The sequence below is a fragment of the Actinomadura sp. ATCC 39365 genome, assembly GCF_054392275.1.
In genome coordinates this window covers 6,655,720-6,670,854 of the sequence record NZ_CP184335.1, presented here as the reverse complement: position 1 = coordinate 6,670,854, position 15,135 = coordinate 6,655,720, and the positions used below count along the sequence as shown (strand labels likewise).

At 69.0% G+C, this 15,135-nt stretch carries 14 protein-coding genes and 1 pseudogene; 7 read left to right on the top strand and 8 right to left on the bottom strand.

The genetic code is table 11. The annotated features are described in order from the left end of the window. Positions 1 to 91: 91 nt before the first annotated feature. Both ACNF49_RS32660 and ACNF49_RS32655 read right to left on the bottom strand, forming a co-directional pair. Entirely contained in the window at positions 92 to 1,603 is a 1,512-nt protein-coding gene (locus tag ACNF49_RS32660; protein WP_387651260.1) for a helix-turn-helix domain-containing protein, read from the bottom strand. A gap of 34 nt (positions 1,604 to 1,637) precedes the next feature. Continuing rightward, entirely contained in the window at positions 1,638 to 3,386 is a 1,749-nt protein-coding gene (locus ACNF49_RS32655) for an enoyl-CoA hydratase-related protein (protein WP_482939982.1), read from the bottom strand. A gap of 285 nt (positions 3,387 to 3,671) precedes the next feature. Here ACNF49_RS32655 and ACNF49_RS32650 point away from each other — a divergent pair, with 285 nt between their 5' ends. Together ACNF49_RS32650 and ACNF49_RS32645 are read left to right on the top strand one after the other, a co-directional pair. Then, positions 3,672 to 4,046 (top strand): nuclear transport factor 2 family protein, encoded by a 375-nt coding sequence (locus ACNF49_RS32650; RefSeq protein WP_482939981.1) that lies wholly within the window; start codon positions 3,672 to 3,674, stop codon positions 4,044 to 4,046. A gap of 536 nt (positions 4,047 to 4,582) precedes the next feature. Next, entirely contained in the window at positions 4,583 to 5,098 is a 516-nt protein-coding gene (locus ACNF49_RS32645; RefSeq protein WP_482939980.1) for an SET domain-containing protein, read from the top strand. An 18-nt stretch (positions 5,099 to 5,116) separates the two neighbouring features. On the opposite strand, the gene ACNF49_RS32640 is transcribed toward ACNF49_RS32645, so the two are convergent. Further along, positions 5,117 to 5,689: an SGNH/GDSL hydrolase family protein gene (locus ACNF49_RS32640; RefSeq protein WP_482939979.1), complete on the bottom strand. Its 573-nt coding sequence runs from the start codon at positions 5,687 to 5,689 to the stop codon at positions 5,117 to 5,119. 698 nt (positions 5,690 to 6,387) lie between these two features. On the opposite strand from ACNF49_RS32640, the gene ACNF49_RS32635 reads away from it, so the two are divergent. Continuing rightward, complete coding sequence (locus ACNF49_RS32635) at positions 6,388 to 6,681, top strand: hypothetical protein (RefSeq protein ID WP_357975907.1); 294 nt, start codon at positions 6,388 to 6,390, stop codon at positions 6,679 to 6,681. Between the two features lie 330 nt (positions 6,682 to 7,011). Next, positions 7,012 to 7,329, top strand: coding sequence for an STAS domain-containing protein (locus ACNF49_RS32630; RefSeq protein WP_357975910.1), 318 nt, complete (start codon positions 7,012 to 7,014; stop codon positions 7,327 to 7,329). Here ACNF49_RS32630 and ACNF49_RS32625 read toward each other — a convergent pair. The 3 genes from ACNF49_RS32625 to ACNF49_RS32615 are packed head-to-tail and all read right to left on the bottom strand — an operon-like array spanning position 7,317 to position 8,544. Beyond that, the gene (locus tag ACNF49_RS32625) at positions 7,317 to 7,616 is read right to left on the bottom strand and encodes a DUF952 domain-containing protein (RefSeq protein WP_482939978.1); all 300 of its coding nucleotides are present in this window, start codon (positions 7,614 to 7,616) and stop codon (positions 7,317 to 7,319) included. The two genes, ACNF49_RS32630 and ACNF49_RS32625, sit on opposite strands and share 13 nt — an antisense overlap. Further along, complete coding sequence (locus tag ACNF49_RS32620; protein ID WP_482939977.1) at positions 7,613 to 8,167, bottom strand: GNAT family N-acetyltransferase; 555 nt, start codon at positions 8,165 to 8,167, stop codon at positions 7,613 to 7,615. The genes ACNF49_RS32625 and ACNF49_RS32620 overlap by 4 nt, the downstream gene beginning before the upstream one ends. A gap of 53 nt (positions 8,168 to 8,220) precedes the next feature. Beyond that, complete coding sequence (locus tag ACNF49_RS32615; protein ID WP_357975919.1) at positions 8,221 to 8,544, bottom strand: DMT family transporter; 324 nt, start codon at positions 8,542 to 8,544, stop codon at positions 8,221 to 8,223. Between the two features lie 73 nt (positions 8,545 to 8,617). Between ACNF49_RS32615 and ACNF49_RS32610 the strand changes: the two are divergent. Then, a pseudogene (locus tag ACNF49_RS32610) lies at positions 8,618 to 9,193 on the top strand (radical SAM family protein); the annotation flags it as partial. A gap of 402 nt (positions 9,194 to 9,595) precedes the next feature. On the opposite strand, the gene ACNF49_RS32605 reads toward ACNF49_RS32610, so the two are convergent. Continuing rightward, entirely contained in the window at positions 9,596 to 9,922 is a 327-nt protein-coding gene (locus ACNF49_RS32605) for a GNAT family N-acetyltransferase (protein WP_482945617.1), read from the bottom strand. 267 nt (positions 9,923 to 10,189) lie between these two features. Further along, positions 10,190 to 11,656, bottom strand: a complete 1,467-nt coding sequence (locus ACNF49_RS32600) for an MFS transporter (protein ID WP_482939976.1) — start codon at positions 11,654 to 11,656, stop codon at positions 10,190 to 10,192. Between the two features lie 65 nt (positions 11,657 to 11,721). On the opposite strand from ACNF49_RS32600, the gene ACNF49_RS32595 reads away from it, so the two are divergent. Together ACNF49_RS32595 and recD2 are read left to right on the top strand one after the other, a co-directional pair. Further along, positions 11,722 to 12,720 (top strand): helix-turn-helix transcriptional regulator, encoded by a 999-nt coding sequence (locus ACNF49_RS32595; protein ID WP_482939975.1) that lies wholly within the window; start codon positions 11,722 to 11,724, stop codon positions 12,718 to 12,720. A gap of 81 nt (positions 12,721 to 12,801) precedes the next feature. After that, a complete protein-coding gene (gene recD2 / locus ACNF49_RS32590; protein ID WP_357975934.1) occupies positions 12,802 to 15,015 on the top strand; it encodes an SF1B family DNA helicase RecD2 in 2,214 nt (737 codons plus the stop codon). The last annotated feature ends 120 nt before the right edge of the window (positions 15,016 to 15,135 follow it).

The window sequence follows — 15,135 nt, the reverse complement described above, 5'->3', positions numbered from 1 at the left end:
GGCGACGCACCGAACGCGCCCACCCGCCGGCAGGCCGCCTGCGGGTGATGTTGCTTGCAGAGGAGACGGTAGCGGCCGCCACCGACGAAAATCAGATGTCGCGGAAGGTCTCGATGCGCGCGCCCAGCGCGTTCAGCCGCTCGGCCAGGTCCTCGTAGCCGCGGTTGATCACGTACACGTTGCGCAGTACGGACGTGCCCTCGGCGGCCATCATGGCCAGCAGCACCACCACCGCCGGGCGCAGCGCCGGCGGGCACATCATCTCGGCGCTGCGCCACCGCGTGGGCCCCTCCACCAGCACCCGGTGCGGGTCCAGCAGCTTGACCGAGGCGCCCAGCCGGGTCAGCTCGGTCAGGTAGATCGCCCGGTTGTCGTAGACCCAGTCGTGGATCAGCGTCGAACCCTGCGCCGCGGCCGCGATCGCGGCGAAGAACGGCACATTGTCGATGTTCAGCCCCGGGAACGGCATCGGGTGGATCTTGTCGATGGGGGAGACCAGCTTGGAGGGCCGCACCGTCAGGTCGACCAGCCGGGTACGCCCGTTGGCCGCCCAGTACTCGCCCGTGCGGTCGCAGTCGAGCCCCATCTCCTCCAGGACCGCCAGCTCGATCTCCAGGAACTCCACCGGCACCCGGCAGATCGTCAGCTCCGAACTGGTCACCACCGCGGCCGCCAGCAGGCTCATCGCCTCGACCGGGTCCTCGGAGGGGGAGTAGTCGACGTCCCGCTCGATGGAGGCAAGCCCGTGCACCGTCAGCGTCGTGGTGCCGATGCCCTCCACCCGCACGCCGAGCTGCTCCAGGAAGAAGCACAGGTCCTGCACCATGTAGTTGGAGGAGGCGTTGCGGATCACCGTCACCCCCGGGTGGCGGGCCGCGGCCAGCAGCGCGTTCTCCGTCACGGTGTCGCCGCGCTCGGTCAGCACGATCGGCCGCGCCGGGGCGGCGCCGCCGTCCACCTTGGCGTGGTAGAAACCGCCCGTCGCGGTGATGTCCAGCCCGAAGTGCTTCAGCGCCGACATGTGCGGCTGGACGGTACGCGTGCCCAGGTCGCAGCCGCCCGCGTACGGGATCTGGAACTCCCCGGTACGGTGCATCAACGGCCCCAGGAACATGATCACGCTGCGGGTCCGGCGGGCCGCCTCGGTGTCCATCGCCTCCAGCTCCAGCCGGGCCGGCGGCACGATCTCCAGGTCGCTGCCCTCGTTGATCCACCGGGCCCGCACCCCGATCGAGGCCAGCACCTCCAGGATCCGGTAGACCTCCTCGATCCGCGCCACCTTGCGCAGGATCGTGCGGCCGTTGTTCAACAGCGACGCGCACAACAGCGCCACACACGCGTTCTTGGACGTCTTGACGTCGATGCTGCCCGACAGCCGGCGCCCGCCCACCACCCGCAGATGCATCGGGCCGGCATACCCCAGGGACACGATCTCGCTGTCGAGCGCCTCCCCGATCCGGGCGATCATCTCAAGACTGATGTTCTGGTTGCCGCGCTCGATCCGGTTGACCGCGCTCTGACTCGTCGCCAGCGCATCGGCCAGCTGAAGCTGCGTCCAACCGCGATGCTGACGCGCATCCCGGATGAGCCGGCCGATCCGCACAAGATAATCATCTGCCACAACACAGGACCATATCTCACATATGAGATGCGGCCACGACCGCGGGGCCCGACGCGCCGGACAACTCCCGATGACCCGCCAGATGCGGGGGAGTGGCCTGCGCCCTCGCCTTGCCCACGAACGCCCGGCGCGCCGCCCGGAACCCGTTGCGGTCGTCGAACATGTCCCGGCTCATCTCGGCCAGCTCCTCGGCCCGGTAGGCGTCCAGCGGCTTGCGCCGGTCGTCGGTCTCACGCGCCTGCCGCCGCGCCGCCAGCAACGCGTCGTAGGAGGAGTCCTGGGCCAGCCGGTGCGCGAAGTCCACCACCCGCCGCTCGAACTCCTGCCGCGACCCGCCCGCCACCCGATCGGCCAGCCCCAGCTCCACCGCCTCGGCGGCCCCCACCGGCAACGCCCGCCCGGTCAGCTCCGCCGCGGCCTGCGCCCCCACCCGCCGCGGCAGCACGTACGTCCAGAACTCGCTGCCGAACAACCCCATCGTCCGGTAATGCGGATTGAGCACCACCGGCTCCCGCACGATCACCCGGTCGGCGCCCAGCCCCATCATCACCCCGCCCGCCCCCGCGTTCCCCGCGATCGACGTCACCACCAGCTGCGACGTGCACTCCACGATCTCCCGGCACACCGCGTTGATCGCGTTGATGTTCATCCACGCCTCCAGCTCCGGATGACGTGCCGCCTCGATCACGTTCAGGTGGATGCCGTTGGAGAACACCTCGCCACCCCGCACCACCAGCACCCGCGTGTCCTGCGCCGCCGCGTACCGCAACGCCGCCGCCAGCCGCCGGCACTGGTCGGTGGACATCGCGCCGTTGTAGAAGTCGAAGCTCACCACCCCGACCTCGTCGCCGCGCTCATAGGTGATCTCGCTGTAGCCGGCCCGCTCACCCACACCCGCCAGCCGCTCACCCAGCACCATCGTCGCCGGCAGCTTCACCCCGCCCACCGGAGAACCCACCGGAGACCCCGCCTGAGAGCCCGCCTCCGGGGCCGCCTCCAGGCGCAGATGGCCCACCCACACGGTCCCCTGACCGGTGTGCACCAGCACCGCCCCCTCACGCCGGGCCGCCACCGCCCCCGGCGCGCCCGCCAGATCGGGGCCCCGGTGCACGTCGAACACCCGCACCGGCAACTCGCACAACCGGGCCCGGCCGCCCGGCGCGCCGTCGGCCGCCCGCACCACCCGAACGATCTCCTCGGCCGGCTGCTCCCAGGAGAACTCCCGGTCGGCGTGCCGCATCGGCCGCCGCAGCCGTCCCGTCACGCCGGGGGAGCGGTAGTCCAGCGGCGCCGGCGCGAACAACGGGTCGGCCGCCTTGACCGCGACCTCCGCCACCAGCTCCACCGCCGCGTCGGACACCGGCCCGTTGTACAGCGCCGACTTGCGCGGCGGCTCCGACGGCATCGGGAACGTCCGCCACCCCCAGATGGGGCCGGCGTCCATCTCCTCCACCGCCTGCAGCGCCGTGACCCCCCACTCGCGCTCGCCATCGGCGATCGCCCAGTCCAGCGAGGAAGGCCCCCGGTCCCCGGGCGGCCCCGGGTGAATGATCACCGTACGGTGCCCGCGCCACAACGCCTCCGGCACCCGCTCCTTCAGGAACGGGCAGATGACCAGGTCCGGCTTGACCAGCTCGGCCGCCTCCACCATGACCCGCTCGGAGATCGCCAGCTCGACGCTCACGTCATGGCCGGCCCGCCGCAGCTCCAGCCAGGCACGCTGGGTCAGGCCGTTGAACGAGGAACACAGGAGCAGGATGCGCAACGCGGATCTTCCTTCGCGGAGACGTCAAGGGCAGCGGGCAGGGGAGAGGCGTCAACCGATCGCGAGCGGACGAACACCACCAGTACCGGCATTAACGGCAGTCCCATAAGGCCCAGGCATCTCTAGATGTTGACACGAATCTTCCACCGATGCTGACAAATCACCGCAGACAGCCGAGCTGAGCAGCCAAATTGCCCTAATATGCCCGAAAAAAATCCTGGCGGGGGAGACACCTCAACCCCGACCAGGAACCCCACCCGAAACCCACCGCACACAATGGATCACATGGACACCCGCGCCGCCGCCCGGCACTTCGCCGACACCTGGCAACACGGCTGGACCCACCACGACACCACCGCCATCATCGCCCTCTACAGCGACGACGCCACCCACACCAGCATGCCCTTCCGCCCACCACACCACGGAAAAGACGCCATCGCCGACTACATCCGGCAATCCTTCACCGGCGAAAGCGACCCCCACGTCACCTTCACCACCCCCATCGTCGACGGCGACCAGGCCGCCATCGAATTCCGGGTCCACGCCCTCGACAACGGCCACCCCATCACCCTCGCGGGCTGCGTCTTCGCCCGCTTCAACCCCGACGGCCTGGCCGTACAGACCCGCGACTACTGGCACACCACCCCAGGCCACCGATAAGCAGAGAAATCAGCGCCGCCCCATCGGCACCGGCGCCACCACCCCAGGGACCGGCAACGGACGCGCCACCTGCCGCGTCTCCTCAACCTCCGACACCTCGGCACGCCGCTCGGCGTGCCCACCCCCGCAATACCCGTTCGTCAGGATCAACCGGCCCCGCAGCGGGGTGTACGCCTCCCTGTCGGAAGCAGGCAGAACCCCCTGACACACCGGACATAAAACCGACTGGTTCCCCACGTGCTGCTCCTCTCGCTGAGCGAATAGCAGGAGCTCTACCCTAAAACCACCGAACATGACAAAGACAGTGAATCAACACGCCGTCAAAGCCCCCGTCAGCACCCGGAGAAGCCCCGACGTACCCCGCCCAACCCCCCAAAACCCCAGATCAACCCCACATCCCCAATCCACCCGCCAAGATCACAAAGAAGGCGCAGACCCCCGAAAAAAATTTCCCACCAACCCCACGAACAACGCCCACCCAACCCCCGGCCGCCCGTCCCATCCCCACGCCCGCGTCCCGAAAAAGGGGGCCACCGATGACCAGCCCGGCCTATCCGCACCGGTCCTGGCTGACACCACACGCCCGCGCCACCCGCTCACCGATCCACGGCACCGGCCTGTTCGCCCGCCAACACATCGGCAAGGACGACATCGTCATGCGCCTGGGCGGCCACCTCATCGACAACGACACCCTGGCCTCCCTCACCCCGCCCTACAGCAGCCTCACCGTCGAGGAAGACCTCCACCTGCTCCTCGACCCGGACCACCCGGCGCGCTACGGCAACCACTCCTGCGAACCCACCCTCTGGCACACCGACGCCACCACCCTGGCCGCCCGCAGACAGATCGCCCCCGGCGAAGAGCTCACCATCGACTACGCCACCCACAGCGGCGTCGCAACCTGGTCCATGACCTGCCACTGCGCCACACCCACCTGCCGCGGCGCCGTCACCGGCGACGACTGGCGACTGCCACACCTCCAACTCGCCTACGGCACCCACTGGACCCCGCCACTGCTCACCCGCATCAACCAGGAACAGACGCCGGACTAACCCCACCCCCGGCACACCTCACGGGATGAACAACGCCCCACTCACCCCCACCGGCTCCCACAGGTCGAGCGCCCGCAGCAGATTCCTCGCCAACGCCCGATGCCCGTACTCATTGGGATGGCACCCAGACCCCATCCAATGCTCGCCACCATCCCAAGCCGCATGATGATCCACCAACACATCCGCATCCAGCGAACGCACCACCTCGGCATAAGCCGAAAGATCCGCCCAACCGGACTCCGGCGCCCGATTGGGCGTCTGCAGCACCACCTTCGCACCCGCCTCCCGCACACGAGAGACCACCGCGGCATAGTCACGGCCAAAAGCCGGCAGACCCGCCGGCCCGGCAACACAGTCGTTGAGCCCGAACATCAGCACCACCACATCGGGCCGATGACGCAACACCGCGTTCTCCACATCGAGCTGAGAGACCTTCTGACCACTCACCCCGGTGTTGATCACCACATCGGACGGCCGGTTCAACTCGAAGCGCACCCGCTCGGCGAACAACTGCGTATAGTCACGCCACCCGAACGTGTGCAACGCCCCCTGAGTCACGCTGTCACCCGTGAACAGCCACACCGTACTCATCCGCCGACCACCCCGATCACCAAGCCCATGGCGAAGAGGGTAGACGATCACCGACACCGCCCCCCGATCGGTACGACCATCACGCCATCCTCACAGTGCGCCGACACCCGAGGCCACGACGTCACGGGACAGCCATAGGGGAGTACCCCGGGACGAGCGGGCCTCGACAAGCCTCCAGGAGCCGTTCGGCGCGCAACGCGACCCCTCGATCCGGGGCACTCCCGCTGCCACCGACTCCCGGACAGCAGGACGTCCTCCGGCTCGATGCCCGACCCGCCTCGCCTTGAACAAGGCACCTCGATGATGTGCCGCCCCTAGGCACCCCTCTTACCGCCACTCGCATGGGGGAGTACCGCATCGTTGGGTAACCGCCAAGAAGCAGGGCCGGCGCCTGCCGTCGACACAAGCGCGTCCAGAAAGCCGAACCACGTAGGTGCCAGAAGTGGGTGGCTCATCCGGCCCCCACGCAAAGACCAGCGGCGGGGAGCACAGCAGGGTCCCCGCCCTCGGTCGCGCCCAAGCGAACTGCCGAACACGTCAGGCCACCCACGACGACGCACGCAGCCGCGACCGGAGCGCGGAGGAGTCCCGTGATCCGGTCTACTTGACATAATGTTCATTATCGAGCAACCAGCCACCCGCCACGACACGGCAAAAACATCCCGCATGAACGGTCACCCGCCGGGCAGATTTCCACCATGCCCAGCCTGCTGACGTCCAGCCAGCTCCTCGCCGCCCCGCCGGCTCTGGCCGCCTCGACGGCCGGCCTCGTCGCACTCACGGCCGTCATCGTCGCCGCCGTCATCTGGCTGATCATTTTGGCCGTCCGGCTCACCAAGAGCCCCCGCAACCGCCCCAACCCCAGCGTCGACCTGGTGGACCAGGCTCGGGAGCTGAAGGCGCTCGGCCAGATCCAGGAAGCCGTCTTCCTGGTGCGCGGCGAGACCGGCATGAGCCAGCGTGCCGCCTCCCGCTTCGTGAACCGCCTCTAGCCGGACAAACTACTCATACCGTACAGAACGTGGATTCTGTGTGGTTTGGGTAATTGGTCCGCAAAATGCCTTGTCGGGCGGCTCTGGAGATCCCCGTGATTACGCACGGCGGTCGGACGGCTGCTCTATGCTGTCGGGGTGCGGGTGTGTGAATTGGGGGCGTGAAACCCCTCCGGCCTCGGCGGGGCCGCCTTGGTCCAGGGGGGTCGGCGGTCCCGGCGCGTGTCACCGGCCGCACGGTCCACGGTCCACTCCCCTCTTCCGATACCGGGCGTGTGAGAGCCCGGGAATGGCGGCTTTGTCGTGAATACCCCGGACCCCCTCGGGCGTGTGTCCCTCCCCCAGCTGCTCTATGTCGATCACCAGTTGCGCATCACGTGCTGCCCGATGCCGGGTCCGTCGATCATCCGGTTGGTGGGTGAGGTGGATGCGACGAACCAGGTGGCGCTGGCCGAGGCGTTGGGCCGGGCGCGGCGGATCGACGAGTCGCTGGTGGTGGATGTGAGCGGGCTGGATTTCCTGGGGGTGGAGGGGGCGCGGTTGCTGGTGGTGTCGTGCCGGGCGGGGCGTACGCAGTTGGTGGGGACGCCGCCGCATGTGTTGCGGTTGTTGCGGGCGATGGGGTGGACGGGTGGTCAGGGGGCGTAGGGGTGGGTGGCGGTGACGGCGGTGAGCGGGAGGGGGCCGTAGAGGTGGGGGTAGCCGTTCTCGGTGCGGATGTCGAGGCCGGTGGGGTCGATGTCGAGGACGAGGAGGGGCTCGGTGACGGTGGTGTAGTAGGTGTCGTGGACGGTGCGGAGTTGGGTGTGGTCGTGGCTGAGGTGGATGAAGCCGATGTCGTCGAGGGTGTGGCCGAGGGTGGAGATGCGGTACTCCCCCGCTTGCTGGGCGTGTTGCCAGTCGGTCTGCAGGGCGAGGTGGTGGACGACGGTCATGGGGTCCATTCGGTTTCGAGCATGGCGTAGATGGTTTCGCTGGTCCATTCGCCCTTGACGATCTCATTGTCGACGAGGGTGGCTTCGTGGCGCATGCCGAGTTTTTCCAGGACGCGGGCTGAGGCTTTGTTGCGGGCGTCGAGGCGGCCGGTGATGCGGTGGAGTCCGAGTTGGGTGAAGCCGAGGTGGATCAGGGGGCGGGTGGCTTCGGGGGCGTAGCCGTGGCCGTGGTGGTCGGGGTGGAGGACGTAGCCGATCTCGCCTTGGCGGTGTTGTCTGCTGGTCCAGATGAGCAGGGCGTTGCCGATGAGTTGGCCGGTGGTGCGCAGGGTGATGGCGAGGTCGATGGCGTCGCCTTCGTCGTGGAGTGTGTGGCGGGTGATCTTTTTGTCGAGGAAGGTGCTGGTGGTTTGGCGGTCGCGGGGTTCCCAGTAGAGGTAGCGGGCGACGTCGGGGCGTGATTCGTAGGCGTGGAGGGCGTCGAGGTCGTCGGGGGTGAAGGGGCGCAGGTGGAGGCGGGGGGTGGTGAGGGGGTATTGGGGTGTGAGCACGGGGGCAGTGTAGGGAGGGGGTGGGGGGTGTTCAACGCGTTTTGTGGTGGGGTTCAGTGGGTGCCGGCGAGGTTGAGGACGATGACGCCGCCGATGATGAGGAGGATGCCGCTGATCTTGAGGGGGGTGAGGGTTTCGCCCATGAGGGTGGCGCCGATGAGGGCGATGGCGGCGGTGCCGGCGCCGGACCAGATGGCGTAGGCGGTGCCCATGTCGAGTTGGAGTTTGAGGGCGCGGGCGAGCAGGGCGAATGAGGTGATGTAGCCGGTGGCGACGGCGATGGTCCAGCCGATGTGGGTGAGGCCGTTGCTGAGTTTGAGTGCGGTGGTGGCGAGGACTTCGGTGGCGATGGCGAGGGCGAGCAGGATCCAGGCCATGGGGTTCCTTCGGGGTGTGGGCGTTGCGGTGTTCCGCTTGAAAAGGTAGTCGAATGCGTGTTCCACTGGTTGGGTGGGTTGGGATGCGCTGGCGCTTGTCGAGGCGGTCGATGAGCGGCCGCTGATCGAGCGGCGCGCGGTGGTGCGTGACGGTTTTTATGAGACGCAGGCCCGTACGGTGATCGAGCGGGTGCCGGGGAGTGCGGGGATCGTCGAGCGGTGGGCGGTTTCGCCTTATCGGGGTTGTGTGCATGCGTGTCTGGGGTGTGGGGCGCGGGCGGGTCATCGCAAGCTGGGGTTGGACGCGGGGGTTGATTTCGATTCGCGGGTCGTGGTCCGGGCGAATGTGGTGGAGCGGTTGCGGTCGGAGTTGGGGCGGTGGGAGGGCGAGCCGCTGGCGGTGGGGGTGGCGGGCGATGGTTATCAGCCTGCTGAGGAGAGGTATCGGTTGATGCCGGGGGTGGTGGCGGCGCTGGGGGCGGCGGGGGTGCCGTTCACGGTGTATACGCGTAGTGCGCTGGTGTTGCGGGATGCGGAGGTGCTGGCGCGGGCGGGTGCGCGGGTGGCGGTGTCGATCGCGTTCGTGGACGAGCGGATCAGGCGGGCGGTCGAGCCGGGTGCGGTGGGGGCGCAGGCGCGGTTGGAGCTGGTGTCGGCGCTGGTGGAGGCGGGGGTGGAGTGCCGGGTGCTGATGGCGCCGGTGTTGCCGTTGCTGAGTGATGCGGCTGATCAGTTGACGGCGACGGTGCGGCGGATCGCGGGTGCGGGGGCGGTGGCGGTGGAGCCGGTGGTGTTGCGGTTGCCGCCGGGGACGCGGCAGTGGTACATGCGGTGGTTGGCTGGGGCGCATCCGCATCTGGTGGAGCGTTATGAGGAGCTCTACGATCGGGCGGGGTTCCCCTCCCCGGGTACGAGCAGCGCATCACGGGGCAGATTGCGCAGTTGTGCCGGGTTTATGGGATGCGGTGCGGTGCGCCGGAGCCGGTGGGTCGGGGGCCGTCGGCGGCCCAGTTGGCGCTGGTGTGAGGGGCGGGGCGGGTTCGGGCCGGGTTCAGGGGCGTTGGTGGAGGATCATGCCGGGCCACTCCCCTACGGTGAAGGGCTGGTCGCGGGTGAATCCGCAGCTTTCGTAGTAGGCGATGAGGCGTTCGTCGTCGCCGGCGTAGCAGTCGACGCGGACGAGTCCGAGGCCGCGGTCGCGGGCTTCTTGCAGGGCCCATTGCAGGAGGTGTCGTCCGATGGCTCGGCCGGCGTGGCGTTGGTCGATGACGAGGACCTGGACGTAGAGCTCGGGTTCGGTGGCGGGGGTGACGTAGGGCAGGGCGTCGCCGACGACGATGCAGCCGGCTGGTTGGCCGTCGATCTCGGCGATGCGCATGCCGCCGCCGGCGAGCCAGTCGGCGGCTTGCTGGGTGCGGCGGGGGTCGCCGGTGAAGGGCTGGGTGCCCCATTGGCCGGTGCGGTTCTGGCTGACGAGCCAGGTGATGGCGCTGTCGAACATGGTCAGGAGGACGGCGTCGTCGCCGGGGCGGCCTGGTCTGATCTTCACCGGTGACACTGTAAGGGGTGGTGGAGGGGTTGGGTGCTGACGGGTTCGCGGTGTGGTCCCTCTCCCCCGTCGTTCGTCGGCTCTGTGAGGTTGTCTCTACTCGGCGTTCGTGGTTGCGGTTTTCGGGAGTGCGAGCATCACGAGTGCGGTGATGAGGTAGAGCGCGGTGGAGGCGATCAGGACGATGCCGAGCGCGTGACTGTAGGCGGGCAGCGCCGGTGCTGTGGTGGCGGGGTCGGTGGCGGAGGTGAAGAAGACGGTGCCGAGGACGGCGATGCCGGCCGCGCCGCCGATCTGGTTGACGGTGGACAGGACCCCGCCCGCGGCGCCTGCGTTGCGTCCGGGGACGCCTGCCAGGACGACGTTGACGAGGATGGGCGCGGCGAGGCCGAGTCCGAGACCGCCGGCGAGCAGTGCGAGGGCCAGGGGCCAGTAGCCGGGCTCGTTGCCGTCTTTGACGATGTACCACAGGGCGAGCTGGGATGCCGCGATGGTGAGGGAGCCGGTGATCAGGAGCGTTCTGCCTGCTTTGGTGGCGAGGGCGACGCCGAGGCCGGAGGTGATGATGGAGCCGAGTGCGTACGGGAGGATCACCAGGCCGGTCTGCCATGCGGTTCGGCCGGTTCCGTTCTGGAGGTAGAGCGACAGGGTGAGGAAGGACGGTCCGATGCCGCCGAAGAAGAGCATGGAGGCGCTCAGGCCGACTGTGAAGGCGCGGATTCTCAGCAGGGCCGGGTCGAGGACGGGTTCGTCGCCGCGTCGGGTGAGGCGGCGTTCGTGGGCGAGGAAGATCGTGAGCAGGAGGGTTCCGGCTGTGAGGAGGGCGTAGCCGGTCCAGTTCCATCCCCAGGTCTGGGTCTGGATGATCGGCAGGAGCAGGAGAAGGATGCCGGTGGCGGCGAGGAGTGCGCCGGGGAGGTCCAGTCGGGTGGTGGAGGCGGAGCGGGACTCCGGCAGGGTCTTGGCGCCGATGGCGAGGGCGAGGATGGAGACGGGCACGTTGATCCAGAAGATCGTGCGCCAGCCCAGTCCGAACAGGTCGGCGTCGACGAGCAGGCCGCCCAGCAGCGGTCCGGCGACCGAGGCGAGGCCCTGGGCTGCTCCGTAGGCGCCGAAGGCCTTGGCGCGCTCGCCCGGGGGGAAGGTGGCCCGGATGATGCCGAACACCTGCGGGACCATGATTCCCGCGGTCAGTCCCTGCCCGGCTCGCATGCCGATGAGCATGCCGGGGTCGGTTGCCAGGGCGCACAGTGCCGAGGTGGTCATGAAGCCGGTCAGTCCGATGGTGAACAGGCGTTTGCGGCCGTGCTGGTCTCCGAGTCGTCCGCCGGTGATCAGGCCCGTGCCCAGGGCGAGGGTGTAGGCGGCGATCGTCCATTGGATCTGGGTGTCGTCGGCGGCCAGGTCCTGGGCGATGGCGGGGGCCGCGACGGTGACGATGGTCGCGTCGAGAAGGTCCATGAAGGAGCCGAGGAGCACCACCAGCAGTGCCGCGGTCGCGCGGGTGCCGGTGTCGCGTGCGGGTGGCGCTTGGGTGGTGTGGGGGCTGGGTGCGTCGGTCATGTCGGCCACCTTCGTCGGCATGGTTGCCATCGAGTGGCCGCTATGGGTGGGAGGATCGGGCCATCATGGCTGCCACTTCCGCGCGGGCGCTCAAGCTGCTGTCGATCTTCGGGATCGGTGCGACCCTGACGGCCGGCGAGCTCGCCGGCCGGGTCGGGGCGTCGGTGAGAACCGTGCGTCGCGACATCGAGACGTTGCGGGACCTGGGGTACGAGATCGAGGCCGTCCGCGGAGCGGGTGGAGGGTATCGGCTGGGTCGTGGCACCCGTTTGCCACCGGTGGTCTTCGACGAGGATCAGGCGGTGGCCACGGCTGTGGCGCTGCAGACGGTGCCGGCGGTCCTGTCCGGGATCCGGGAGAACGCGGCCCGTGCGCTGGCCACGCTGCACCAGGCGATGCCGGTGCGCAGTCGCCTGCACGCCGAGGCGTTCACCGTTTCCTCGGCCCGTAACTACTGGGAGTTTCCCGCGCCGCCGATCGAGGCCGGGATCGTCGCGGCCGTCGGTGGTGCGATCAGCCGGCGGCATCTCGTGCGGGTGGATTACACCGGCGACGGCGAGCCGGTCACGCTCACGCTGGAACCGCACGAACTGGTGGTGTGGGCGGCGCGCTGGTATCTGGTGGCCTTCGACCCGGGCGCCGGCCGGTGGCGCGCGATGCGCGTGGACCGCTGCACGCCGCACCTGCCCACGCACGTCCCCTTCGACCGGCGTGACATCCCGCACGGTGATCCTGTCGTCTTCGTGATGACCGCGCACGACCGTGGAGACGCCGCGGCCGAATGGCCGTGCCGCGGCTCGGCCGTCCTGGCTCTGCCCGCCGCCACGGTCGCCCGGTTCGCCCCGGGCGGGTCAACGGTGGAGTACGACACCGAAGGCACGTGCCGGCTCACGCTCGGCGCCTGGTCATGGCCTGGGGTGGCGGGGCTGCTGCTGACGTTCGACGCCGACCTGGCGGAGGTCGAACCGGCCGAACTCCGGCAGGCCCTGCGCTGTCTGGGTGCCCGGATCGGCAGGGGGCTCGAATCCCCCGCGGCGCCGCGGCCGGGCGGTGGAGCCGGGTGACGGCCACCCGGAGATGGGGTGGTCGGTGTGGGGGGCTGCTGTTCTAACCTTGCCTTCACAACAGGCAATAGAGGGGTTTGCGTGAAGCCTGACGCCAACGGTTCGCTCGGTGTGTCCCTCGATGCGGTTCTTGAGCGCATCACCTTCGCCAGTGAGGAGACGGGGTACACGATCGCGCGGGTGGCCACCGAGCGGTCGGGGGCGGAGCTGCTGACGGTGGTGGGGCCGTTGCTGGGGGCGCAGGTCGGGGAGTCGTTGCGGTTGCGGGGGCGGTGGACGTCGCATCCGCGTTACGGCAAGCAGTTCGAGGTGTGGTCCTACACCACGGTGTTGCCGGCCACGGTTCAGGGCATCCGGCGTTATCTGGGGTCGGGGCTGATCAAGGGGATCGGGCCGAAGATGGCCGAGCGGATCGTCGATCATTTCGGTACGGGGACGCTGGAGGTGATCGAGCAGGAGCCGCAGCGGCTGGTGGAGGTTCCGGGGCTGGGTCCCAAGCGGACGAAGATGATCGCGGCGGCGTGGGAGGAGCAGAAGATCATCAAAGAGGTGATGATCTTCTTGCAGGGGGTCGGGGTGTCCACCTCGATCGCGGTGCGGATCTTCAAGCAGTACGGGGACTCGTCGATCTCGGTGGTGCGCGGGCAGCCGTACCGGCTGGCCGATGAGGTGTGGGGCATCGGGTTCAAGACGGCCGACACCATCGCTCAGGCCGTCGGGATCCCCCATGACAGTCCAGAGCGGGTCAAGGCGGGGTTGCGGTACACGTTGTCGCAGGCGGCCGACGACGGCCACTGCTATCTGCCGGCGCCGAACCTGGTGGCCGACGCGGTCAAGATCCTCGACGTGCCGGCCGAGCTGGCCACGCGGTGCATGGAGGAGCTGGCGGCCGAGGAGGGGGTGGTGCGTGAGCAGGTGCCCGCCGGGGACAACAGCGTGCCGGCGGTGTATCTGCCGCCCTTCCATCGGGCCGAGCTGTCGCTGGCCGGCGGGTTGTTGGCGTTGCTGAACAGCGGTCATGACCGGCTGCGCTCCTTCGCCGACGTCGACTGGGAGCGGGCCGAGGCGTGGCTGGCGGCCCAGACGGGCGCCGAGCTGGCGCCCGAGCAGCGTCAGGCGGTACGGCTGGCGCTGACGTGCAAGGTGGCGGTGCTGACGGGCGGGCCGGGTTGCGGCAAGAGTTTCACCGTGCGGTCGATCGTGACGCTGGCCAGGGCCAAGCGGGCCAGGGTGATCCTGGCCGCGCCGACCGGGCGGGCGGCCAAGAGGTTGTCGGAGCTGACCGGGCACGAGGCCACCACCGTCCACCGGTTGTTGCAGCTGAGGCCGGGCGGGGAGGCCACCTTCGACCGCGACAACCCGCTGGACGCCGACCTGGTGGTGGTGGACGAGGCCTCGATGCTGGATCTGCTGCTGGCCAACAAGCTGTTGAAGGCGGTGGCGCCGGGCACGCATCTGCTGCTGGTGGGCGACGTGGACCAGCTTCCCTCGGTGGGGGCCGGGGAGGTGCTGAAGGATCTGCTGGCCGCCGTGGACGTGCCGCGGGTGCGGTTGACGCAGATCTTCCGCCAGGCGCAGGAGTCGGGGGTGGTGACCAACGCCCATCGGGTCAACACCGGGCACCATCCGGTGCTGGCCGGCATGTCGGACTTCTTCCTGTTCCCGTGCGAGGAGCCGGAGGAGATCGCGGCGATGACGGTGGACGTCGTCGCGCGGCGCATCCCGGCCAGGTTCGGGCTGGACGCCCGGCGCGAGGTGCAGGTGCTGGCGCCGATGCACCGCGGCGCGGCCGGGGCCGGGGCGCTCAACATCGCGCTGCAGGAGGCGCTGACCCCGGCCCGCGAGGGCATGCCCGAACGCCGTTACGGCGGGCGGGTGTTCCGGGTGGGCGACAAGGTCACCCAGTTGCGCAACAACTACGACAAGGGTGCGGCGGGGGTGTTCAACGGCACGGTGGGGATCGTCACCGGCATCCGTCCCGACGACCACAGCCTGACCGTGCGCACCGACGAGGACGAGGAGGTCGACTACGCCTTCGACGAGCTGGACGAGCTGGCCCACGCCTATGCCGTCTCCATCCACCGCAGTCAGGGCAGCGAGTATCCGGCGGTGGTGATCCCGCTGGCCACCAGCGCGTGGATGATGTTGCAGCGCAACCTGCTCTACACCGCGATCACCCGGGCCAAGAGGCTGGTGGTGATCGTGGGGTCGCGGCGGGCGCTGGCCCAGGCCGTACGGACCAAGGGCGCCGGACGGCGGCACACGAGCCTGACCCACCGCCTGGAGCGGCACTGAGCAACTCCTGGCAAGGGGTGTTGATCGTCGCGTTGACGCAGGTTGACCTGGGGTTGACAGCAATTAGTGATGCAAATGTGACCGAACTCTCCTAAATGCTTCTGCGTCATACATGCAGGA

Bases quoted from the DNA above. Each gene is read 5' to 3' on its own strand.
- ACNF49_RS32650 (WP_482939981.1), top strand. From the start codon at position 3,672: ATGGACACCCGCGCCGCCGCCCGGCACTTCGCCGACACCTGGCAACAC.
- ACNF49_RS32635 (WP_357975907.1), top strand. From the start codon at position 6,388: ATGCCCAGCCTGCTGACGTCCAGCCAGCTCCTCGCCGCCCCGCCGGCT.
- ACNF49_RS32625 (WP_482939978.1), bottom strand. From the start codon at position 7,616: ATGACCGTCGTCCACCACCTCGCCCTGCAGACCGACTGGCAACACGCC.
- ACNF49_RS32595 (WP_482939975.1), top strand. From the start codon at position 11,722: ATGGCTGCCACTTCCGCGCGGGCGCTCAAGCTGCTGTCGATCTTCGGG.
- ACNF49_RS32645 (WP_482939980.1), top strand. From the start codon at position 4,583: ATGACCAGCCCGGCCTATCCGCACCGGTCCTGGCTGACACCACACGCC.
- ACNF49_RS32640 (WP_482939979.1), bottom strand. From the start codon at position 5,689: ATGAGTACGGTGTGGCTGTTCACGGGTGACAGCGTGACTCAGGGGGCG.
- ACNF49_RS32605 (WP_482945617.1), bottom strand. From the start codon at position 9,922: ATGCGCATCGCCGAGATCGACGGCCAACCAGCCGGCTGCATCGTCGTC.
- ACNF49_RS32600 (WP_482939976.1), bottom strand. From the start codon at position 11,656: ATGACCGACGCACCCAGCCCCCACACCACCCAAGCGCCACCCGCACGC.
- ACNF49_RS32615 (WP_357975919.1), bottom strand. From the start codon at position 8,544: ATGGCCTGGATCCTGCTCGCCCTCGCCATCGCCACCGAAGTCCTCGCC.